We start from the raw sequence: 21,051 nt of genomic DNA, 5'->3' as shown, positions 1-21,051 counted from the left end.
TCGGAATTACGCCGTTGTACGCTTTGCCGCTCTTCCAGGATACGGCGATCCTGTGCGTCCGCGCCCACGCTCATCGAGGCCGAGCGCGGTGGGCTGCTGCCCGCCTACGCGGCCTGCCGTGCCCACCGCCTGCGTTCGGCAGCCCGTAGCTCGGGGAACGCGTCCACCAGGGCATAGCACCAGTGGCGCAGCGTCGGCAGCCCGGCATCCGACCAGCAGCTGTGGCCGAGAACGCTGTACGCGGGGCGAGGCGCGGGACGCGGCAGGGCGGCGCTGGAGATGGGGCGCACCCTTGCCGGGTCCGCGCCCAGCAACCGGAACACCTCACGCGCAAGGCGGTTCCAGGTCGCCTGACCGCTGTTGGTCGCGTGGTACACACCGGGCGGCGCGGTACCCGCCCGCGCGCAGTTCCCCAGCAGGATCAACCGGTCGGCGACGTCCCCGGTCCATGTGGGCTGCCCACGCTGGTCGTCGACGACGTAGAGGGTGTCCCGGGCCGTTTCCAGCCTGATCACGGCCTGCACGAAGTTTCCGCCTCCCGCCCCGTACAGCCAAGCCGTACGGACCACGTGGCCGGTCTCGGGAAGAGTCGTCAGGACGGCCCGTTCCCCGACGAGCTTGGTCCGCCCGTACGCGGTGCGCGGGGCCGGGGTGTCCGTCTCCCGGTACGGCCTGTCGCTGTCACCGGAGAACACGTAGTCGGTGGAGATGTGGAGCAGGATCGTGCCGTGGGCACGGCAGGCCTCGGCGAGACGGGCCGGGCCGTGACCGTTCACGTCGAGCGCCTCCGCCTCGTGGGACTCCGCCGCGTCCACGTCCGTCCACGCGGCGCAGTTCGCCACGAACGCGGGGCGGTACCGGTCCAGGGCCGCGCGCACGGCGTCGGCGTCGGTGATGTCCAGGCGGCGGCGGTCCGCGGCGACGGTTTCCACCTTGCGGGCCTTCAGCCGGGAGACGAGTTCCCGGCCCAGCATGCCGTCCGCTCCGGTGACGAACCACTCGCAGGTCATGACGCCCACCTCTCGGCCCGCTGCCGCAGCGGCTCCCACCAGGAGCGATGCGTGCGGTACCAGTCGACGGTCTCCGCGAGCCCCGTGGCCAGTTCCTTCCGCGGTGCATAGCCGAGCTCCGTACGGATCTTCGTGAAGTCGACCGAGTAGCGGCGATCGTGGCCCTTGCGGTCCTCGACGAACGTGACCATGTCCCAGCCGGCGTCGCACTCACGCAGGAGCAGGCCGGTCAGTTCCCGGTTGGACAGTTCGTTGCCGCCGCCGATGTTGTAGACCTCGCCGGGGCGGCCACCGGTACGGACGAGCTCGATACCCCGCACATGGTCGTCGATGTGGATCCAGTCGCGGACGTTCAGGCCGTCGCCGTAGAGCGGTACCGGCATGCCGTCCAGCAGATTCGTGATGAAGAGGGGGATGACCTTTTCGGGGAACTGGTGATGGCCGTAGTTGTTCGAGCACCGGGTGACGCGTATGTCGAGGCCGTGGGTGCGGTGGTGGGCCAGCGCGAGCAGGTCCGACGAGGCCTTGGACGCGGCGTAGGGCGAGTTGGGCCGCAGCGGGTCGGTCTCCGGCCAGGAGCCCCGGCCGATCGAGCCGTAGACCTCGTCGGAGGAGACGTGGACGAAGGTGCCGAGGCCGTGGCGCAGGACCGCGTCCAGCAGGGTCTGGGTACCGAGCACGTTCGTGCGGATGAACGCGTCGGCGTCGAGGATGGACCGGTCGACGTGCGACTCCGCGGCGAAGTGCACCACCTGGTCGTGCTCGGAGACCAGCTTGCCGACGAGTTCCGGATCGCAGATGTCTCCTCGTACGAAGGCGAAGCCGTCCGCGTCACGGACCTCGTCCAGGTTCGCGGCGTTGCCGGCGTACGTGAGTTTGTCGAGCACGGTGACCGCCACGTCGGGCGGGCCGTCCGGACTCAGCAGCGTGCGGACGTAGTGGGAGCCGATGAACCCCGCTCCGCCGGTGACCAGTATGCGGGTCGTGGTCATGTCGGGATCTGCACTCTGCTGTGGTCGCCGAGCACCAGCCGGTGCACGGAGGGGGTGCGGGGCGCGGGGGTCACCTCGACGTTGTGGCCGATCAGCGAGACCTCGATCCTGCGCATACCGACGATGGACGCCCGCCGCAGCACGATGGAGTACTCGATCTCGCTCTCCTCGATACGGCAGTCCTCGGCGATCGAGGTGAACGGTCCGACGTAGGAGTCGGCGATCACGGTGCCGGCGCCGATGACGGCCGGGCCGACGACACGGCTGCCGAACACCTTGGCGCCGTCCTCGATCCTGACCCGGCCGATGATCTCACTCGCCCCGTCCACGCTGCCGTCGATCCCCGGTTCGACCGTTTCCAGGACGGAGCGGTTCACCTCCAGCATGTCGGTGACGTTCCCGGTGTCCTTCCAGTACCCGGAGATCGTCGTGGAACGCACGTCGTGGCCCGTCTCGATCAGCCACTGAAGGGCGTCCGTGATCTCCAGCTCGCCGCGGCGGGACGGCCCGATGGCCCGTACGGCCGCGTGCACGGTGGGAGAGAAGAGATAGACGCCGACCAGTGCCAGATCGCTCTTGGGTCGCTGCGGTTTCTCTTCGAGACCCATCACCCGGCCCGCCGCGTCGAGTTCGGCGATCCCGAAGGCGGTGGGTTCGGGCACACGGGTCAGCAGGATCGCCGCGTCGGGCCGCTCACGGCGGAAGTCGTCGACCACGCCGGAGATCCCTCCGACGATGAAGTTGTCGCCGAGGTACATCACGAAGTCGTCGTCGCCCAGGAAGTCCCGGGAGATCAGGACGGCATGGGCGAGCCCGAGGGGGGCCTCCTGCGGCACGTAGGTCACGTCCAGACCGAACCGGGAACCATCACCGACCGCCTCGCGGATCTCCCGCTGGGTGTCTCCCACCACGATGCCGGTCTGCGTGACACCGGCGGCGGCGATGGCCTCCAGGCCGTAGAACAGCACCGGTTTGTTGGCCACCGGCACCAGTTGCTTCGCCGAGGTGTGGGTGATCGGACGGAGCCGGGTGCCCGCTCCCCCGCACAGTACAAGCGCTTTCATGACGGCCGCCCCACTCGGGATCGCTCCCGGGGTCGTACATGTGTGTCCGGCTGTGACAGGAACCAGTCGACGGTGTGCCGCAGCCCTTCTTCCAGGGGCACCCTCGGATGCCAGCCGAGCCCTTGGTGGGCACGGGTGATGACAGGCCGTCGCCGGGCGGGATCGTCGGCGGGCAGCGGCAGGAAGCGCAGCTCGCTGCCCGATCCGGTGATCGACAGCACCAGTTCGGCGAGTTCCCGCACCGTCCGCTCCGTCGGATTGCCGAGGTTGAAGGGGCCCGGCAGATCCGAATCGATCATGGCCAGCAGGCCGCGGACCATGTCGTCGACGTAGCAGAAACTCCGGGTCTGGCTGCCGTCGCCGAACACGGTCAGGGGTTCCTCTTCCAGGGCCTGGCTGATGAAGCTGGAGACCACCCGGCCGTCCTGCGCACGCATACGGGGACCGTATGTGTTGAAGATCCGGACGATCCCGACATCGGCACTCTGGCTGCGCCGGTACGCCATGGAGAGGGCCTCGGCGAAGCGCTTGGCCTCGTCGTAGACGCTGCGGGGTCCGATGGGATTGACGTTCCCCCAGTAGTCCTCGTCCTGGGGATGCACCTGGGGGTCGCCGTAGACCTCGCTGGTGGAGGCCAGGACGAAACGCGCGTTGTGCCGGACGGCCAGCCGCAGCAGGTTCTCCGTACCCCGGCTGCCGGTGGCCAGCGTCTGAAGCGGAAGACGGCCGTAGTCGAACGGCGACGCGGGACTCGCGAGATGTACGACGGCGTCCACGTCTCCGGAGGACCTGAAGGGGACCGTGACATCGCAGGCCGTGCAGTCGAAGCCGGGCTCGCGCAGGAGATGGGCGATGTTGGCCGATCTGCCCGAGGAGAAGTTGTCCAGGCAACACACGCTGTCGCCTCTGTCGAGCAGCGCTTCGCACAGATGCGATCCCAGGAAGCCGCTTCCACCGGATACGACGACACGCATGGCTCCTCTTCCCCCCTCAGCCGAGCCGCGGGCGGCCCAGCGCGCGCAGCGTCCATCCCGCCGAGTGCCAGGCCACCGGGTCGAGGGTGTTGCGCGCGTCGACGATGGCCGGGGTGCGCACCACCGTGGCGAGGGCGGCGGGGTCGAGTTCCCGGTACTGCGGCCATTCGGTGAGGTGCAGGACGACGTCGGCCTGCTCGCACGCCTTGGCCACGTCCAGGGCGAACTGGAGCGCGGGGTGGGCGGCCCGGGCGTTGTCGACCGCCTCGGGGTCGTGGACGCGGACCCGGGCTCCGCGGAGCCGGATCTCGTCCGCGACCGCGAGCGCCGGCGAGTCCCGTACGTCGTCGCTGTGAGGTTTGAAGGCAGCCCCCAGCACCGCGACGCTCCGGTCCGCGAAGGACCCGCCGACGAGCCGCTGCGCGAGGTGGACGGTGCGCAGGCGCTGTCGTGTGTTGATCTCGTCGACCTGACGGATGAAGGCCACCGACTCGCCCAGGCCGAGTTCCTCTGCCAGGGCGGTGAAGGCCCGGATGTCCTTGGGCAGACAGCTGCCGCCGAAACCGAGGCCTGGAGCCAGGAAGCGGGGGCCGATGCGGGAGTCCCGGCCCATCGCCTCGGCCAGCGTGAGCACGTCGGCACCCGTGGCGTCGCAGATCTCGGCCATGGCGTTGATGAAGGAGATTTTGGTGGCGAGGAAGGAGTTCGATGCCAGCTTGACCAGCTCGGCGGTGGCCGGGTCGGTGCCGATGAACGGGGTGCCGGCGTCCAGCAGAGGCGCGTAGAGCTCCCGCAGTCGCGCCACGGCCTGCTCCGAACGGGCGCCCACCACGATACGTTCCGGCCGCAGGGTGTCCTGGACCGCGCAGCCCTCACGGAGGAACTCCGGGTTCCAGGCGATGTCCGCGTACGGAGCGACCGCGTGCAGCCGCCGGGTCAGCCGGTCCGCCGTGCCGACCGGCACCGTGGACTTGCCGACCACGAGGACCCGCTCGTACCCGCTGTCGTGCAGATACGGCGCCAGGCCGTCGACGGCGGCCTCGACGTGGCGCAGATCGGCGGCGCCCGATGCGGGGCGCTGCGGAGTACCGACGCAGACGAAATGCGTGTCGCCGAACCAGGCGGCCTCGGTCAGTGAGGTGGTGAAGCTCAGCCTGCCCGTGTCCACCGCCTTCATGAGCATCTCGGACAGGCCGGGCTCGTAGAAGGGGGGTCTGCCGCTGGTGAGCGCGGCGATCCTCTCCGCGTCGATGTCGACGCCGAGGACCTCGTGCCCGATGTCCGCCATACAGGCGGCGTGGACCGCTCCGACATATCCGGTGCCGATGACTGTCAGGCGCATGTCGGTCTCCGAGGCCGTGGGGATGACACGGATGTCACGCCGTGTACGCCCGCACTGGATCGGCGGGCGTCGTGCGGCGATGGCTGGGGGTGACGGCCGGGGCCGACCACGTTCTCGGCAGGCCCAGCAGGTCGCGGTAGCAGGCGTCGAGGGAGGCGCACATGACCTCGGGTGCGAAGACCGAGCGGACGCGCTCTCGTCCCTGCCGTCCCATGGCGGCGGCTTCCTCGGGGTGTTCGAGGAGCCAGCAGACCGCCAGGGCGAGTTTCTTCGGGTCGCCCGGCTCCGCGAGCAGGCCCGTGGCACCGTGCTCCACCATGTCCGGGACTCCGTTGACGGCCGTCGCGACCACCGGGCGGGCAGCGGCGAGTGCCTCGGTGAGCGCGCGGCCCAGCCCTTCGTACAGGGACGTGATCACGAAGGCGTCCAGTCCGGCCACCAGCTCGGCGGCGTCCGGACGGTGTCCGGTGAACCTCACCTCGACACCCAGCCTCGCGGCGAGTCGCCGGGCCTCCCCTTCCAGGGGGCCGTCACCGATCATCGTGAAGGCGGTGTCCGGGAACCTCTCGTGGACGGCGGCAGCCATCCGGACGAAGTCCAGGGGGGCCTTCTGAGCGTCGATCCGTCCGACGGTTCCGATGAGGGGCACTCCGGGCGGCGCGCCGAGCGCGTGCCGTGCGGACGGATCGAACCGGTCGGGGATCCGCCCCAGCTCCACCGCCGAGGGCACGACGAGTACGCTGCCGGGGGGAGCCAGACGCTCCTCCACGACCTGTCGCGCCACGCGCGGCGCGACAGCGAGATAGCGGTGGGCCCAACGCCTCGTCGCCCGTTCCAGCCAGCGGTACATTCCGCGTCGGGGCTGGGGCATACGGTCGTGGAAGCTGAGGCCGTGGAAGGTGTGCACCACCACTGGTGTGCGGCACAGCCACGCTGCCAGGCGCCCCAGGAACCCGCCCTTCGCGGAGTGGGTGTGCACGATCGTGAAGCGCTCGCGGCGGACGAGTCGTACCAGCCGCCACAGCACCACTACGTCCGCGGGGGTCAGGACGTGGCGGAACGCCCGTATCTCGACCGTGCGCACTCCCGCTGTCCGTGCCCGGTCCCACAGCTCACCGCCCGGCCCGCCCGCGATCCACACCTCGTACCGGCCGGGGTCCATGCCCATGGCCGACAGCAGCGTGTTACCGCCGGCGCCTCCCTGGAGGCGGGTGATCACATGAAGCACCTTGATCCGCGGCAGAACCGGCTCCGGCGGCAAACGGTCCCCCGATGCCACACGCGGGGGCGGTGCGGGCCAGCCGGGTGCGGTGCCCGGCCGACCGGTCGGGGCTGCGAGAGCCCGATTCGCCATCGCTCATCACCCCTTCCCGAATGCGTATATTTACGCTGTATATGTACATGCTCTCTCCGCCTTGAAGGCAGGTCAAGCCGGGACGATCGAGTACGCGGAAGCACACCGGCAGCTCCGGATGCCGCTGGGGTCCAGGCCGTCGATACTGGCCCGGGGAGGGCCCCGGCCCTTCGGAGGAGCGCATATGGCCCTGATCGAACTGGCAGACCTCAGGCATCTGCTGGTGTGTCCGCGCTGCCGGTCCCCGCTGGCCGATGGGCGCGGCGCGTTCCACTGCACATCGCCCGGCTGCCCGTACCACGCGCCGACGGACTTCCCCGTGACGGGGAGGTGGCCGGTCCTCGTCGACTTCGAACGCAGCGTTCTGCACCGCGAGGCACTCTCGACCGGGGCGTACCGCGGGGGCCGCACGTCCCCGAACCCCGCCGCGCGTGCCGACCGGCTGCCCGCCGTACTGGCCCACGTCTGGAAACCGCCCAATCGTGTCGCGGTCCGGAACGTCGATCTGCTGCTGCGGGGGCTCCTCGGCTCAGCCCCGAGGCTGCTGGTGGTCGGCGGAGCCACGATCGGCAACGGTGTGGACGCGGTCTATCGCGATCCTCGTATCCAGGTGATCGGATTCGACATCGTCCCCAGCCCGGTGACCCAGTTCATCGCGGACGCCCACCAGATTCCGCTGGCCGCGGCCAGCGTCGACGCGGTGCTGGTGCAGGCAGTGCTGGAACACGTGCTTGATCCGGCGCTGGTCGTCACCGAGATCCACCGCGTCCTGAAGGACGACGGACTCGTCTACGCGGAGACCCCCTTCCTGCAACAGGTGCACGCCGGTGCGTACGACTTCACGCGCTTCACCGCGAGTGGCCACCGCTATCTCTTCCGGCGGTTCGAGGAACTCGGCGCCGGCCCCGTCGCGGGCCCCGGCACCCAACTGCTGTGGAGCGTCGACCACTTGGTCCGCGGGCTGACGCGTTCCACCCTCGCGGGCCGCGGCGCGCGGGGACTGCTGTGCTGGCTGCGCGCCCTCGATCGCCTCGTCCCCGCAAGCTACGCGGCGGACGACGCCGCCGCCTATTACTTCCTGGGGCGCAAGCGCGACGGCGAGATGTCGGCGGCGGAGATCGTGGCCTACTACCGCGGCGCGCAGACGGACGCCTGAAGCCGCCCAGGGGTCATACGGCCGGCACCGGCCGGCCCGTGCGCGCGGCCTCCACCATCGCCGCGAGTCCGTCCCGTACGTCCGTCGCGGGCCGGTAACCGAAGGCCTGGCGCGCGAGCGTGATGTCGGCGGCGGTGCGGCGGGTGTCGCCGGGCCGGCGGGGCATCCGGACCACACGGACGGAGGCCCCCGACAGCCGGAGCAGGGCGATGACCTGATTCATCGTCACCTCGGAGCCGCCGCCGACATTGGCCACGCCGCTCCACGAGGAGAGCGCCGCGCGGCGCATGGCGGTCACCACGTCTGTGACATAGGTGAAGTCGCGGCTCTGCTCACCGTCCCCGTACAGCGGGAACGGCCGTTGGGTGAGGGCGGCCGTGATCAGCCGGGAGAAGGCCATGTCGGGTCGCTGCCGGGGGCCGTAGACGCTGAACAGCCGCAGGGAGGCGGTGGGAACACCGAAAGCGGTGCGGTAGGTCTCGCACAGATGCTCCGCGGCCAGTTTGGTCACGCCGTACGGGGACACGGGTCTGGGGAGCAGTGCCTCGCTGGTCGGATACGTCTCGGCGTCCCCGTAGACCGACGAACTGGACGCGAAGACCAGCCGACCCGGTCCGGTGGCGCGGGCCGCCTCCAGTACGCGCTGGGTGACCAGGACGTTGCGTTCCACGTAGAGGGCGAACTCCGGGCCCCAGGAGTCTCGTACGCCGGGCTGGCCCGCGAGGTGGTAAACGGCGTCGGCCCCGGCGAGGACCGGCTCCAGGGGAGACACCGTCAGATCCACCCGGCGGAAGGTGAACCGGTCCCGGTTCAGGAGCGAGTCGAGGTTCTCCCGCTTGCGCTCGGGGTCGTAGTAGTCCGTCATCGCGTCGACGCCCGTCACGTCGTCGCCGCAGGACAGCAGGTGTTCGCAGAGATGGGAGCCGATGAATCCGGCTGCCCCGGTCACGACCGCACGCATAAGGACCGGCCCTCCTCGGTGCGCCGTGTCGCGTCGCCGCCCGGTCGGCCGGACGAGCCGCCTGAACGGTCCCAGGCGGCGGACAGGAGGTACCACAGTGTCCGGGCGAGGTAGCGCACGACGGTGGTCAGTGTGATGTGCGCCAGCAACTCCGCGTTCATGGCGGCACGACGCGGAACCATGACCGAGAGGTAGTACTCCTCCGGATCCGGCATGCCGTTGAGCAGCGCCGCGTGTGAACGCGAATGGAGCTGGCAGGGCCCTGTGAGCCCGGGGCGGTGGCGGAACATCCACTGGTACTCGGGCGGAAAACGGCGGGCCAGTTCGGCGGGCTCCGGGCGCGGGCCGACCAGGGTCATGTCGCCGCGCAGGACGTTGAACAGTTGCGGCAGTTCGTCCAGGGCGAAGCGTCTGAGCAGCCGTCCCGTGCCGGTCACGCGCGGGTCGGAGCCGCTGGTGAGTCCGGGACCGGTGGCGTCGGGCCGCATGGTGCGGAACTTGTAGAGGGTGAACTCACGTGCGCCTTCCCCCATGCGTTGCTGCCGGAAGACCGTCGGTCGGCCACTCGTGGTGCGCACCAGCACGGTCAGGAACAGCAGCAGAGGCGACAGGAGGACAAGCAGCGCCAGGGCGACGACGATGTCCAGGGCCCGGCGCGGCACCGTGAGCGGTACCGGGGCCATGGGCGGTAGTGCCTGCCGGTGTGCGTGACCAGTGATGCCCATGGAAGGTGTACTTTCGTCGACTCCGTCCGGTGTGTCGCGCCCGTCGGCCCCTCCGCCCGGTCGGACACCGAGGCCGGCCGGGAGGGGATCATGAGCGGCCTCGGTCATGACGCCACCTCCCCGAGTTCCAGGGCCGCTGTCCATCGCGGAAGCCAGACGTCGAAGGAGTACCGCCGGCCGACGACGGCCCGAGCACGGCGTCCCAGCCGCTCCCGGGTGGCGTCCGAGCCGTCCAGCAAACCCCGGATCGCTTCGGCCCATTCAGCGTCGTCACCGGCGGCCGGCATCTGGAACTGACGCAGGATGTCGGCGTTCGCCCCGATCGGCGTGGCCACCGCGGGCAGTCCCGCGGCGCCGTACTGGAGCAGCTTGTAGCCGCACTTGCCCAGGCTGTAGTCGGTCACCGGGAGTGGCATGAGGCCGATGTCGACATCGGCCAGTGCGGTTCGCTGACTGTCGGGGCTCCAGGCGACACGGTCGATGAGGGCTTCCAGGCGGCCCAGAGAGCGCCTCGCCGCGCCGACGAGGGTGAGGCGGGCGCCACAGCGGCGGTGAACCTCCTCAAGGGCTCCCGCCACCAGCAGCAGGTACGCCTCGTTGTGGGGCGAGCCGATCCAGCCGAGTCGCGGCGGGTCGTGCAGCGCGTACGACGTCTTCGGTGTGTAGTCCTCCGGCGCCACACAGCTGGGGATCACCACGACATCGCCGTGGTGTCGTGCGGCCCAGTCGGCGAGAACGTCATTGCCCGCGATGACCCGGTTCGCATGACTCACGGCGGTCCGCGCCTTGCCCGCCTTCGGCGCCAGCCTGCGGGCCAGACCCCCGGCACCCCGGTCCCACTGCAGGGCGTCGTCGAAGTCGTACACGGCGAACTCCGCGCAGGTCAGCAGCCGCCGTTCCCACCAGCCGCGGCTGAGCGGGGACGCCTCCCGGTGCAGCAGCAGGCGTCGCGGTCGCGTGGACGAGAGGCGGTGCAGCCGAAGTTCCGCCCGCGCCACGGACACGGGGTGCCGGGCCAGACGGGACGGGGCGGCATCCGCGAGTGAGGCGTAGCTACTGACCGTGAAGTCCGTGTCGACGCGGTCCAGCCATTCGAAGACGCGGACCCGTGAGCTGCCGGCTCGCCGGCCATAGGGAGTGATCGCACAGTGATCCAGGAAATCTTCCACGGGTTCACATCCCGGGCTATACGCTGATACCGTACATTTACGTCGTAAACAAGAATATGCCTGTATCTGCACGCAGGGTCAAGTTGCCCACGCGGATCCACAGAGGAGCACCCATGGATCTCCGCGAATACATCGATGTACTGCGCCAGCGATGGCGGTTCGTCATGGTGTGCGCGCTGCTGGGACTGGCGGTGGCCGTTGCCGTGACGGTCCTGACGCCGCGCACCTATACGGCGAAGGCGCAGCTGTTCATCGCCACCAGTGACAAGGACAGCACCAACGCCTACGCGGGCGGTCTGTTCACGCAGCAGCGGGTCAAGTCCTATACGAAGATCGCCAACAGTCAGGCGGTACTCGATGACGTCATCTCGCGGCTGGATCTGAACACCACACCCGAGCAGCTCTCGAAGAAGATCAGCGCGCAGGCGCCGCTCGACACGACCCTGGTCGACATCCGGGTGCAGGACCGGTCCGCCACACGTGCGCAGGCGATCGCCGACGAGACCGCCGTCGAGTTCACGAAGTACATCGACAGCATCGAGAAGTCCTCGGCGAACGCCCCACCACTGGTCAAGGCCAGCGTCGTCGGTGACCCTGAGCCGCCGTCGACGCCGACGAGTCCCCGTCCGGCGCTGAATGCGGCGATCGGTCTGCTCTCCGGTGTCGTGGTCGGTACGGCAGGCGCCGTGCTGCGTCATTCACTCGACACCACTGTCCGCTCGGCGGGCGACATCCGTCGTCGTCTGGGCCTCACGACGCTGGGCACTCTCCCGAAGCCCAACCGGCGTCGGGTGCGCGCGGGAACCCCGGCCCGTACGACGCGGCACGACGAAGCGTTGAGCCAGCTTCGGACCCGGCTTCGCTTCTCGGGCAAGGGACGCATGCCGAGTTCGCTGCTCGTCACCAGCAGCCTCCCCGGTGAAGGCAGGACCGAGACCGCCATCGATCTGGCGACGAGCTTCGCGCGAACCGGTCAGCGCGTCGTCCTCGTCGAGGGGGACCTTCGCCGGCCACGCCTGGCCGAGGCGCTCGGCCTTCGTGAGACAGCCGGACTGACCGACGTGGTCACCGGCAAGGTAAGGCTGGAGGACGCCCTGCAGACTTGGGAGGCCGGGCCGATAAGGGTACTGGCAAGCGGCGGTCCGCCGCCGGACCCGAGCGCACTGCTCTCGTCCCGGTACATGACCCAACTGTTGCGCACCCTTGAGGCGGACGCGGACCTCGTGGTGGTGGACAGCCCGCCGCTGCTGCCCTTCGCCGACGCGGAGATCCTCGCCGCGGAGGCGGAGGGCGTGCTCCTCGTCATCCGGATCGGCAGGATCCGCTACGACCTGGTCCGCCGTGCACTCGACAGCCTGGCCACCGTCCGCGCCCACGTCCTGGGTGCCGTTCTCACCGGCACGCCGCCCGAGAGGCTCACCGGCAGGCACCCTCGCGGCGCGGCGGCACAGCGGAGCAGCGTTCCGACACCGGAGCACCAGCCGCCGCCGGTACCCACCGGCATCCACGACCCGGCCGGATACCGCCGGTAGGCACACGGGAGGCTCCGGATGACGCAGGAGCAGTCCACCTCGGTACTGATCATCGGGATCCTGACTCTGCTGTCCCTGATCCCCTGGGCGGTGGCCTTCCACAGGGCCGGCACCTTCGGTGACTGGGACCACACCGCGACACTGGTCTTCCTCGTCGGAGCGCTGGGCAACCTGCCCGCGACCTTGTACGTGATCGTCGCCGGACGACGGGAGCGACTGGGCCCCCTGGGCGATGTCGTGATCGGATTCCCGGAGTGGGTGAACCGGGTCGGCACGGTGTCCAACGGTGTGCTCCTCGCCGGGAGCGTGATCTTCGTCGGCCACCGGCTGCTGATCGCACGTGCCCGCATCAATACCGCACCACTCGTCGCCGTCGTACTCGTCCTGACACTCGCCGCTTCCGACGGCCTGCACGGTCAGCCGCTCTGGACGCCCAGACAGCTCACCCTGCTCGCGATCCTGCTCGCGGCGTCGGTCGCGCGTCCAGGACGCTCCGCGTTGCTCGGCGGTGCCGCCGTCGCGATGCTGTACACCGTGCTGGGCGGGGTCGAGGCGCTCATCGAGCCGGCCACCGTCATCCGGCCCTGCCGGAGCGACAACGCATGCGGTGTCTTCGGAGTCCTGTACGCGGGCGTCTTCCCGAACGAGAACATCTTCAGCCTGCTGTTGGTCGTGTGCATACCCTTCGTCTGGCTGGGCCTGCGCGGACCCGTGCGCGTGGTTCTGGCGTGTTACCTCGCTCTCCTGGCGGTCGCCACCGGCAGCGCGCTGGCCGGCGCGACGGCGATCGCCACGGTGGTCCTGCTGACGATGCTGCGCCCCAGGCTCCCGGACGAGGAGACCGGCACGGCCGGGGGCTGGACACCCGGACGCAACCTTCTGGCCCTGTGCGCCCTCATCCCCGCGGCCGCCGTCGGTCTCGCGATGCCTTTCCGTCATGCGGGCTCCGGCGAGCTCAGATTGCGTGCCGCCATCTGGGACCTGGCAAAGGAGGAGTGGACCGGCTCACCGCTTCTCGGCTACGGAGGCAAAGCCTGGTCCGGAAAATATTACGAGGGTGAGATTCCCGCAGCTGTATCGCCCTCACTGCACAACCAATGGATCGACGTCCTGTACGCGGGCGGAATCATCGGACTCGTCCTCTTCGCCGCGCTGCTGGCCTATCTCCTGCTCCGGGGCGGTGCCAGAGGATTTCCCGTCGCGGCCTGCGTCCTGCTACCGATCCTGCTCACCTCGGTCCTGGAGCGTCCCTGGTCCTTCAGCATCAGCAATTCACTGACCTTCGCACTCGTCGCGGCCACGCTCCTGCCGGTCGGTGCGCGCATCCGGGGCGGAACAGCGGAGGTGTCCCAGGGGCACGGACGAGTCAAGCAGTCAGCTACGCATAGCGCGGATCGTCATTTGTGAATGGCGTTGTCACTCCGATGAACGTGTTACCGGTCGAAGTGCCCAGAGCACCCTTGTAGTTGTATACGGCCCACTGCATGCCGTTGAACGTGTTGTCGTACACATTCGCGCCGATGTAGTGACTGATGCAGGCTCCGAACCTGTTCGCACTTCCAATGTCGTGGATGTTGTTCCTGTAGACGTTCAGGTTCCTCGCGGCATTGAACGGACCGCCACTGATGCCGATGATCATGACGCCGTGCGTGAACCTGGTTCCACTGATGTTGTTCTCGTAGATATTGATGTTGTTGGCTGCCGCATTTTGGAAGCCGCTGTAAACGATGCCCGGCAGCGTACCCGAACCGGTCACGGAACCGCCGACGATGGTGTTGTGGTGAACAAATACGTCGGACAGGGCCTCACTGGACGAGTTGGGCTCAATGTCGATCGGCCCAGGCATCCCGGAGCGCGAACACTTGACAAAGGTGTTGTTGTACACCTCGATCTGCGTACCGGTGACGATGGAAACACCGTTCCGGTTGAAGTGGTCGGACGTGAACGTGTTGTTCGGCCCAACAACACAATTCTTTGCGGAACTTCCAATGTTCACATAGACGCCGTCACCAATAATATTGCTGAACTCGCAATTCTTGACAACCACGTTGCTGAAGTTTCCATGGATCTTCACGCAGTGGCGGAATTGAGACCAGGTGGCTCCTTGGCTCGACGCACGCCCGTCGAACTTGAGGTTGTCAATCGTGACACCCGATCCACTCACCGTCAGGATCGCGTCGCTCTGCGTGGTCGACGCGGTGGAGTTGTCCGGGAAGCGCAGGATCGAACCGTTCCCCTCGACGTAGCAGTTGGACGGAATCGACAGCGATGTGACCGTGTACGTCCGCCCAGCCGGGAAGACAAGGCGCTTGCCGACGGCAGCGTCGGCCGCCAACTGAGGCGTAGCGTAGTCCGCTACGAGAACGTTGCCGCTGTTGCTGGAAGGGCGTCGCCCTGCAGCTAGAAGAGGGATTGACGCCATCGCCAACATCGACCTTCGGGAGACAGGGCTGGAACCGGAGAATATCTCCAAGTGTGATCTCTGCGCTCGGAACAAACCAGGAACTCCGTATGCATGGAAGAATTTCAGCGGTCGGCACCGCTCGAGTAGCGCACTCTACCCCGAGCCTCCTGAATCGCCAGACTTGACATATCACGGACAAGGACTCTGTTTTTGCGAGGTGCGCTCTTTTCGGGGCCGGGCTACAGCAATTCGGCGCCCGAGCGGGTGTAGCCCCGTGCGTCCAGGGTGAGCGGCGCGGCGGCCACTATGGCGTCCAGGTCGTACGCCGTGTGGGTCTGCAGGAGGATGGTCAGGTCGGCCGCCGCCGCGGCCTGAACGATGTTCGCCGCCCGGCACACCGGCTCGCCGTCCACGGTGAACCGATCCACGTACGGATCGTGGTAGACGAGGTCAGCCGACTCGGCTCGCAGCCCCCGTACGATCGGGCGTGCCGGCGTCTCGCGCAAGTCAGAGACGTCCGCTTTGTATGTCACTCCGGCCAGCAGGACGGTGGCGCCCTTGAGCGGCTTGCCGATGCCGCACAGCACTTCGGCGGCGCGCCGGACCACGTACGCGGGCATCCCGCGGTTGATCTCCTGTGCCAGTTCGACCAGCCGCACCGCGCTGCCGACCGTGCGGGCCTGGTGGATCAGGTAGTTCGGGTCGACGGGGATGCAGTGCCCTCCGACGCCCGGCCCCGGGTGGAAGGACTGGAAGCCGAACGGTTTCGTGGCCGCGCACGCGATCGCGTCCCACAGGTCGACGTCCAGATCGTGGGCGACCATGACGAGTTCGTTCACCAGCGCGATGTTGACGTTCCGGTAGGTGTTCTCGAGCAGCTTGGCCATCTCCGCCTCACGGGTTCCCTTGGCCACCACCACGCTGTCGCAGATCTTGCCGTAGAACGCGGCGGCGGCCTGGGCGCAGCCGGGCGTGAGACCGCCCACCACCTTGGGTGTGTTGCGCAGCCCGAAGCCCTTGTTGCCCGGGTCGATCCGCTCAGGGGAGAAGGCCAGGTGGAAATCCGGCCCGGCGGTCAGCCCCGTGGCCTGCTCCAGGATCGGGCAGACCACCTCGTCGGTGGTGCCCGGGTACGTCGTCGACTCCAGCACCACGAGCATGCCCCGGCCGACGTACGGAGCGAGCGTACCGGTGGCCCGACGGACCGGCGCGAGGTCCGGGCTGCCGTCGGCATGGAGCGGCGTCGGTACACAGATCACCACCACCTGCGCGGTGCCCAGCACAGACGGTTCATCGGTGGCGGTGAAACCGGCGGCGAGCATGGCCCGCACATCGGCGTCGGACACGTCGTCCACGTGCGACCGGCCCGCGTTGAGTCCCGCCACCACCCGGTGGTTCACGTCGTACCCGGCCACGTGCAGTCCGACCGCGGCCGACTCCCGGGCCAGCGGCAGCCCGACGTAGCCGAGCCCGATCACGGCGAGGTCTGTCATCTGGACTCCTTGTGCATGGCGCCCACGGCGCCCACGGCGTCGCGGACGCGTCCGCCCCGGTCGGCCGCCACTGCCGCGATCATTTCGTCGAGGCCCGTCCGCGGCCGGAATCCGATCAGTTCGCGTGCCCTGGTCGTGTCGGGCATCCGGCGCGCCATGTCCTCGAAGCCGGGACCGTAGGCATGCTCGTACGGGATGTGGACGACCGGGCTGTCCGACCCGGTGACGCGCAGGACACGGTCGGCGAGCTCTCGGACGGACACCTCCTCCGTACCGCCGAGGTTGAACACACGGCCGTACGCGCGGTCTTCCATCGCCAGAGCCACCAGTGCGGGGACGATGTCGCCGACCGCGCAGAAGCACCGCCGCTGGGTGCCGTCGCCGTGGACGGTGAGCGGCAGGCCGGCCAGCGCCTGCCCGACGAGGGTCGGTACGACCATGCCGTAGCGACCGGTCTGCCGGGGACCGACGACATTGAACGGCCGCACCATGACGGCCCGCAGGCCGTGCTCACGCCAGTAGCAGTACGCCATCAGCTCGTCGAGCCCCTTGGCCGCGGCGTATGCCCAGCGGCTCTTGAGCGGTGAGCCGAGGACGCGGTCGTCGTCCTCGTTGAGGCTGTCCTTGGCGTTCTTGCCGTACACCTCGGACGAGGAGGCGAGCAGCAGCCGCGCCCCGTGGCGCCGGGCGGCCTCCAGCACGGTCCCGGTGCCCAGCAGATTCATGCGCAGTGACTCCAGCGGCCGGTCCACGACGGTGTGCACGCCGACCGCGGCGGCCAGATGGAAGACGGTGTCGCAGCCTTTCGTCACCCGCTCCACCGTGGCCTCGTCGAGGATCGAACCCCGCACCGCGGTCACGGCGTCGGCCACGTGAACGAGGTTCGCCGGCGAGCCGGTGCTGAAGTCGTCGAGCACCACCACGTCATGGCCCAGGGCGAGCAGGTGGTCGACCAGGTGCGAGCCGATGAACCCCGCGCCGCCGGTGATGAGCATCCTCATGTCGATCGCTTCCTTCCTCGCACCACAGACACGTGTGGCGGCTCCGCGCTCTGTCTTGCCGGCACGGTTTTGGGCAGGGGCGGGCTCCGTCGGCGGCCGCTGCACAGCCAGCGCAAGAACTCCCAGTAGACGGCGAGCGTGGCCCGCAGTTCCGGGCGTTGTCCACGCAGCGCCGCCCCCACCAGCCGTGCGGCCGGTTCCACGGCCAGACTCAGGCCGGTCAGCAGCCACGCCTGGGGCTTCGTCCAGTGCTGGAACATGTAACGGGTGCGACTGCACAGCACCAGATACTGTCGCCACGGCCCGAGTTGGGCGGAACTCACTTCCTCGGCGTGATAGACCCGTGCTTCGCCGATGTGGAACGAGGGCCACTTCAGCCGACTTGCCCGCAAGGCGAAGTCGACTTCTTCCAGATACAGGAAGTAGCGCTCGTCGAAGCCGTTCAATGCCGTGAACAGGGGCCGACGTACCAGGAAGAAAGCACCGATGACCTGGTCGACAGGGCCCGAGTGGGGCAACTCCTCCGGTCGCAGGTGATGGGGCGGGAAGAGAGCGGGCACCAGCCGGTCGAGCCCTGTCATCCTGCCGAGGTAGATGCGCGGGCTGGGGAACCTCGAACAGGAGATCCGCGAGCGCCCGTGCTCGTCCACCATGCGTGCCCCGAAGATCCCGAAGCTCTCCGCGCCCGGTGTCCGCAGAAACTCACCGACGACCCGCAAGGTGTCGGGATACAACTCGGTGTCCGGGTTCAGGAAGAGCAGCAAGTCGGCGTCGCCGAGTGCCGCTCCCTGGTTGCAGGCGGAAGCGAAGCCTCGGTTGACCGTGTTCCGCACCACCCGCAGCGGAAGTCCGGGGACATGAAGGCCGCGGTCGGAGCCGTCACTCGACGCGTTGTCGACGACCACCACCTCGCTGACGCGGAGCGATGACTGGTCGGCTCGGGCGATGGAGTGCAGACAGTTGCCGAGGTGGCGTCCGGTGTTCCAGTTGACGATCACGACGTCGACGGCCGCCGGACGCCCGGGCGCCTTGCTCATGCCGGCGGCCGGTGGGCACGTCTGATCCTGGTCGCGGCGTGGGCGCAGGAAGCGATCATCCGTCATCGCGCACCCCCCGTCCGGCCGGACGACTCGTGAGGCACCGGCGACGAGGTTTCGGGCCCGGGCCGCCGGAGCGATCCGTCCAGCAACCGCCGAAGCGGCTCCAGGGTCCGGTTCCAGTCCAGCTGCCGAGCCTGTTCGTACGCCTCGTCGGCGACCGCACGCCACCGTTCCTCATGGCTCAACGTGTCGATGGCGGTGGTGAAGTCCTCCTCGGTATAGGGCACCGATCCACGCAACAGGTCGAGGTGGCGCCGCCACGCCGGGACCAGGACGGGGAGCCCGTACGCCAGGTAGTGCAGATGCTTGGCGGAGAAGCCCTCTTCGCGGATCGGGTCCCGCGTGCAGGTGATCAGGCCGAACTGGTACTCGCTCAGGACCTCGGGAGCCGTGTAGCCACGGTAGGGGAGCCCGAGGGACGGGTCCGGCGGAGGGCCGCCGTACACGTCGATGTGCGGATACAGCCGACACAGCCGTGCGAGCAGGGGGAGGTTGATGAACTGCCCACTGAGCGAACCGAGGTAGACCACACGCGGCGGCCGGGCGAACCGCGCCCGGTCGGCCGAGGGCGTACAACCCCAGTTGAGCTGAAGGAAGTTGTCCCCGCTGATCCCGTACCGGGCCTTGGCATAGCGGCCGTAGGTCTCCCAGGAGAACGACAGGTACGCCATTTTATCGAGGAAGTCCTTTTCCCAGCGGCGGAACTTCCTGTGCTGTCGTCCGGTGAGCCGGCCCTCGTGGAGTACCTCGTCGGCCCACGGGTTGGGGCAGTCGTAGAGAGTCTCGGCCGACGTAGCTGTCGTCAGCAGACCCGCGTCATAGGGGGTCTCGCAGATGACGAGGTCGAAGTCGTCAAGTGCCAGATCGGCTCTGAGAATGCGCCGACGCAGATGGTGATCCGTCAGCAGCACGTAGTACGAGAGGTGACGTCGCCCGAAGCCCCACCGTCGGGTGAGCACCTTGGACGCGACGTCATTCGCGTACAGCGCCAGCTTGCCGGGGCGCGGGGACCCCGGGAGCATCCGCCCGAGGGAGCTGCGGGTGTTGGACGCACGCGCCAGGCAGCAGGTGTCCACCAGGTGCACGTCGTGACCCTGCTCCCGCAGGAACCGCTCGATGGCCAGCGGCTTGACGCTGTTCGCGTAGCCGTCGAGCTGAGCGACGATCAGGACACGCTTGGACCGCGTGTCGCCGGTCCTTTCCGAGGCTGTCGGGGTCATGACGTCTTCTCCTTCACGGGCATGTGCGGCGCCGTACGGGGACCTCGTGTGAGCTCGCGGGCGAGCAACGGCCACGCGGCGCCGAGGCCGACGAGCACCGGGAGTCCGGCCAGCAGCAGGGGCAGCGCGCCGTGCCACCCCAGCCTCAGCACCAGTAGCTCCCCGAGACCGGCCGTGATCACCGCCAGCCCGGTCGCCGGCAGCCAGCGTTTCGGCAGGCGCTGCTCCCTCAGATGGGCCAGCCGTCGGCACAGGACGACGAAGTACAGGGAGCCCGTCATGATGCCGATCGAGGTGGCGAGGACGACTCCGACAACGCCGAACAGCAGGGTCAGTGGCACCGTGAGTGCGAGGTTCACCGCCGTCGAACACCAGGAGTAGCGGGTCTCGAGCCCAGGGCGGCCGACCGCTCGGACAAAGCAGGTACGCATGCCGGTGAATGCCACCTGCACGGCGTATCCGGCCAGCAGGACCGCGGCCACCGCTCCGCTCAGGGCCAGCTCGGTGCCCAGCCACACCTGGACCGCCAGGCCCACCGCGGTGGTCGTCACCGCCCCGTACGTGAGAACCGCCGGCAGCCAGCGGGACTGCAGGACATGGAACTCCCGCACCGCTCCGGCGAGCCCCCGCGCGGCATAGACGTGCGTCATCCGGGTGAGGATCGGAGGGAAGGCATAGAGCGGCAGGCTGCGGAGGGCGGTCGCCGCCTGGTACCCGGCGGCGTAGACACCCACGTAGCGCACCGGCAGCAGTGCGGCGATCACCAGCGCGTCGATCTCCCCGTTGAGGAAGACGGTGAAGCCCGACAACTGCATACGGGAGGCGTATCCGGCGAAGTCGCGTCGCTCGGTCGGTCGGGGCAGCAGCGGTCGCCCGATACGGATGTGCCGTGCCCCTGCCCAGAAGCCACCGACCACCACCAGCAGGTACCTGATGGTGGTCAGCACCGCGAGCAGCGGCAGGTCCTGCCCGCGGTCGACGACGATCACAACGGCGACGGCGTACGTCAGACACGATCCCCCGCTGACAGCCGCCAGGCTGCGGAAGCGGGCGTTCGCCTGCAGCAGCGCGATCGCGGAGTTGGAGGCCAGGGCCAGGGCGAGGAGAGGGCCGAGGGCCAGCAACAGCTGCTGAGCTTCTCGCGCCAGTCGCGGTGGTACGTCCAGAGCGGACACGAGGGCGGGACCGGTCAGCACGGTGAGCCCGGTGACGAGCGCGCCCAGTCCGAGGAAGAGCACCAGCGAGCCGACGACCAGCCGCCCGGTGCCTTCCCGGTCGCCTCGGGCGCCGTGGTAGGCGTAGAAGCGCGCCAGGGACGCGCCGACTCCACCGTCCAGCACCGTGAGGGTGGTCAGGAAGACCAGGATCAGTGCCCATACACCGAACCTGTCGAGCCCCAGCTGATGGATCAGGTAGGGCGTGAGCGCCAGGTTGGTGAGCAGGGGTGCCATCTGAGCCAGTGCGCTGAAGCCCATGCCGGAGAAGAGACTCCGGGCCGGGGTGTCGGCCGCTGTGCCGCGTATGCCGGCCATGTCCCAGTGGCGCACTTGCCTG

The 21,051-nt window shown here is 68.8% G+C and carries 18 protein-coding genes; 3 read left to right on the top strand and 15 right to left on the bottom strand.

What is annotated here, in order from left to right:
- Positions 1-104: 104 nt before the first annotated feature.
- Genes rfbD through H4N64_RS00130 form a run of 6 tightly spaced genes read right to left on the bottom strand, consistent with a single transcriptional unit; the run spans position 105 to position 6,601 of the window.
- Complete coding sequence (gene rfbD / locus H4N64_RS00155; protein ID WP_186279720.1) at positions 105-1,010, bottom strand: dTDP-4-dehydrorhamnose reductase; 906 nt, start codon at positions 1,008-1,010, stop codon at positions 105-107.
- Positions 1,007-2,002, bottom strand: coding sequence for a dTDP-glucose 4,6-dehydratase (rfbB, locus tag H4N64_RS00150; RefSeq protein ID WP_186279719.1), 996 nt, complete (start codon positions 2,000-2,002; stop codon positions 1,007-1,009). The genes rfbD and rfbB overlap by 4 nt, the downstream gene beginning before the upstream one ends.
- The gene (locus H4N64_RS00145; protein WP_186279718.1) at positions 1,999-3,066 is read right to left on the bottom strand and encodes a glucose-1-phosphate thymidylyltransferase; all 1,068 of its coding nucleotides are present in this window, start codon (positions 3,064-3,066) and stop codon (positions 1,999-2,001) included. The genes rfbB and H4N64_RS00145 overlap by 4 nt, the downstream gene beginning before the upstream one ends.
- The gene (locus H4N64_RS00140) at positions 3,063-4,040 is read right to left on the bottom strand and encodes a UDP-glucuronic acid decarboxylase family protein (protein ID WP_186279717.1); all 978 of its coding nucleotides are present in this window, start codon (positions 4,038-4,040) and stop codon (positions 3,063-3,065) included. Before H4N64_RS00140 ends, H4N64_RS00145 begins: the two co-directional genes overlap by 4 nt.
- Before the next feature lie 16 nt (positions 4,041-4,056).
- On the bottom strand, positions 4,057-5,382 hold the full coding sequence (locus H4N64_RS00135) for a UDP-glucose dehydrogenase family protein (RefSeq protein WP_186279716.1): 1,326 nt from the start codon (positions 5,380-5,382) through the stop codon (positions 4,057-4,059).
- Between the two features lie 34 nt (positions 5,383-5,416).
- The gene (locus H4N64_RS00130; RefSeq protein ID WP_186279715.1) at positions 5,417-6,601 is read right to left on the bottom strand and encodes a glycosyltransferase; all 1,185 of its coding nucleotides are present in this window, start codon (positions 6,599-6,601) and stop codon (positions 5,417-5,419) included.
- A gap of 319 nt (positions 6,602-6,920) precedes the next feature.
- Between H4N64_RS00130 and H4N64_RS00125 the strand changes: the two genes are divergently transcribed.
- Positions 6,921-7,892 carry a class I SAM-dependent methyltransferase gene (locus H4N64_RS00125; protein ID WP_186279714.1) on the top strand — a complete coding sequence of 324 codons (972 nt, stop codon included), beginning with the start codon at positions 6,921-6,923 and terminating at the stop codon, positions 7,890-7,892.
- Between the two features lie 13 nt (positions 7,893-7,905).
- On the opposite strand, the gene H4N64_RS00120 is transcribed toward H4N64_RS00125, so the two are convergent.
- The 3 genes from H4N64_RS00120 to H4N64_RS46275 form a co-directional block, all read right to left on the bottom strand.
- Positions 7,906-8,853 carry an NAD-dependent epimerase/dehydratase family protein gene (locus H4N64_RS00120; protein WP_186279713.1) on the bottom strand — a complete coding sequence of 316 codons (948 nt, stop codon included), beginning with the start codon at positions 8,851-8,853 and terminating at the stop codon, positions 7,906-7,908.
- Positions 8,838-9,536 (bottom strand): sugar transferase, encoded by a 699-nt coding sequence (locus H4N64_RS00115; protein WP_186279712.1) that lies wholly within the window; start codon positions 9,534-9,536, stop codon positions 8,838-8,840. The genes H4N64_RS00120 and H4N64_RS00115 overlap by 16 nt, the downstream gene beginning before the upstream one ends.
- Positions 9,537-9,682: 146 nt before the next feature.
- Positions 9,683-10,747 (bottom strand): glycosyltransferase, encoded by a 1,065-nt coding sequence (locus H4N64_RS46275; protein ID WP_186279711.1) that lies wholly within the window; start codon positions 10,745-10,747, stop codon positions 9,683-9,685.
- Positions 10,748-10,860: 113 nt separating this feature from the next.
- Between H4N64_RS46275 and H4N64_RS00105 the strand changes: the two genes are divergently transcribed.
- Positions 10,861-12,279 (top strand): tyrosine-protein kinase domain-containing protein, encoded by a 1,419-nt coding sequence (locus tag H4N64_RS00105; protein ID WP_186279710.1) that lies wholly within the window; start codon positions 10,861-10,863, stop codon positions 12,277-12,279.
- An 18-nt stretch (positions 12,280-12,297) separates the two neighbouring features.
- A complete protein-coding gene (locus H4N64_RS00100) occupies positions 12,298-13,686 on the top strand; it encodes an O-antigen ligase family protein (RefSeq protein WP_186279709.1) in 1,389 nt (462 codons plus the stop codon).
- On the opposite strand, the gene H4N64_RS00095 is transcribed toward H4N64_RS00100, so the two are convergent.
- The 6 genes from H4N64_RS00095 to H4N64_RS00070 all read right to left on the bottom strand — a co-directional run bounded on the left by H4N64_RS00095 (position 13,658) and on the right by H4N64_RS00070 (position 21,029).
- On the bottom strand, positions 13,658-14,614 hold the full coding sequence (locus tag H4N64_RS00095; RefSeq protein ID WP_186279708.1) for a hypothetical protein: 957 nt from the start codon (positions 14,612-14,614) through the stop codon (positions 13,658-13,660). The genes H4N64_RS00100 and H4N64_RS00095 overlap by 29 nt on opposite strands.
- A gap of 308 nt (positions 14,615-14,922) precedes the next feature.
- Positions 14,923-16,176, bottom strand: a complete 1,254-nt coding sequence (locus H4N64_RS00090) for a nucleotide sugar dehydrogenase (RefSeq protein ID WP_186279707.1) — start codon at positions 16,174-16,176, stop codon at positions 14,923-14,925.
- On the bottom strand, positions 16,173-17,177 hold the full coding sequence (locus H4N64_RS00085) for an NAD-dependent epimerase/dehydratase family protein (protein ID WP_186279706.1): 1,005 nt from the start codon (positions 17,175-17,177) through the stop codon (positions 16,173-16,175). The genes H4N64_RS00090 and H4N64_RS00085 overlap by 4 nt, the downstream gene beginning before the upstream one ends.
- Positions 17,174-18,214: a glycosyltransferase family 2 protein gene (locus H4N64_RS00080; RefSeq protein WP_186279705.1), complete on the bottom strand. Its 1,041-nt coding sequence runs from the start codon at positions 18,212-18,214 to the stop codon at positions 17,174-17,176. The genes H4N64_RS00085 and H4N64_RS00080 overlap by 4 nt, the downstream gene beginning before the upstream one ends.
- A 62-nt stretch (positions 18,215-18,276) precedes the next feature.
- A complete protein-coding gene (locus H4N64_RS00075) occupies positions 18,277-19,497 on the bottom strand; it encodes a glycosyltransferase family protein (RefSeq protein WP_186279704.1) in 1,221 nt (406 codons plus the stop codon).
- Positions 19,494-21,029 (bottom strand): lipopolysaccharide biosynthesis protein, encoded by a 1,536-nt coding sequence (locus H4N64_RS00070; protein WP_186279703.1) that lies wholly within the window; start codon positions 21,027-21,029, stop codon positions 19,494-19,496. The genes H4N64_RS00075 and H4N64_RS00070 overlap by 4 nt, the downstream gene beginning before the upstream one ends.
- Between the last annotated feature and the right edge of the window lie 22 nt (positions 21,030-21,051).

Source organism: Streptomyces cupreus (assembly GCF_014257025.1).
In the GTDB taxonomy this organism is placed as follows: Bacteria; Actinomycetota; Actinomycetes; order Streptomycetales; family Streptomycetaceae; genus Streptomyces; species Streptomyces cupreus.
The sequence above is the reverse complement of the archived record's forward strand: the minus strand, read 5'-3'. Positions and strand labels throughout refer to the sequence as shown.

Coding starts and splice junctions, on each gene's coding strand:
- H4N64_RS00125 (WP_186279714.1), top strand. CDS start 6,921: ATGGCCCTGATCGAACTGGCAGACCTCAGGCATCTGCTGGTGTGTCCG.
- H4N64_RS00140 (WP_186279717.1), bottom strand. CDS start 4,040: ATGCGTGTCGTCGTATCCGGTGGAAGCGGCTTCCTGGGATCGCATCTG.
- H4N64_RS00090 (WP_186279707.1), bottom strand. CDS start 16,176: ATGACAGACCTCGCCGTGATCGGGCTCGGCTACGTCGGGCTGCCGCTG.
- H4N64_RS00145 (WP_186279718.1), bottom strand. CDS start 3,066: ATGAAAGCGCTTGTACTGTGCGGGGGAGCGGGCACCCGGCTCCGTCCG.
- H4N64_RS00105 (WP_186279710.1), top strand. CDS start 10,861: ATGGATCTCCGCGAATACATCGATGTACTGCGCCAGCGATGGCGGTTC.
- rfbD (WP_186279720.1), bottom strand. CDS start 1,010: ATGACCTGCGAGTGGTTCGTCACCGGAGCGGACGGCATGCTGGGCCGG.
- H4N64_RS00100 (WP_186279709.1), top strand. CDS start 12,298: ATGACGCAGGAGCAGTCCACCTCGGTACTGATCATCGGGATCCTGACT.
- H4N64_RS00070 (WP_186279703.1), bottom strand. CDS start 21,029: ATGGCCGGCATACGCGGCACAGCGGCCGACACCCCGGCCCGGAGTCTC.
- H4N64_RS00085 (WP_186279706.1), bottom strand. CDS start 17,177: ATGAGGATGCTCATCACCGGCGGCGCGGGGTTCATCGGCTCGCACCTG.
- H4N64_RS00135 (WP_186279716.1), bottom strand. CDS start 5,382: ATGCGCCTGACAGTCATCGGCACCGGATATGTCGGAGCGGTCCACGCC.
- H4N64_RS00075 (WP_186279704.1), bottom strand. CDS start 19,497: ATGACCCCGACAGCCTCGGAAAGGACCGGCGACACGCGGTCCAAGCGT.
- rfbB (WP_186279719.1), bottom strand. CDS start 2,002: ATGACCACGACCCGCATACTGGTCACCGGCGGAGCGGGGTTCATCGGC.
- H4N64_RS00080 (WP_186279705.1), bottom strand. CDS start 18,214: ATGAGCAAGGCGCCCGGGCGTCCGGCGGCCGTCGACGTCGTGATCGTC.
- H4N64_RS00120 (WP_186279713.1), bottom strand. CDS start 8,853: ATGCGTGCGGTCGTGACCGGGGCAGCCGGATTCATCGGCTCCCATCTC.
- H4N64_RS00115 (WP_186279712.1), bottom strand. CDS start 9,536: ATGGCCCCGGTACCGCTCACGGTGCCGCGCCGGGCCCTGGACATCGTC.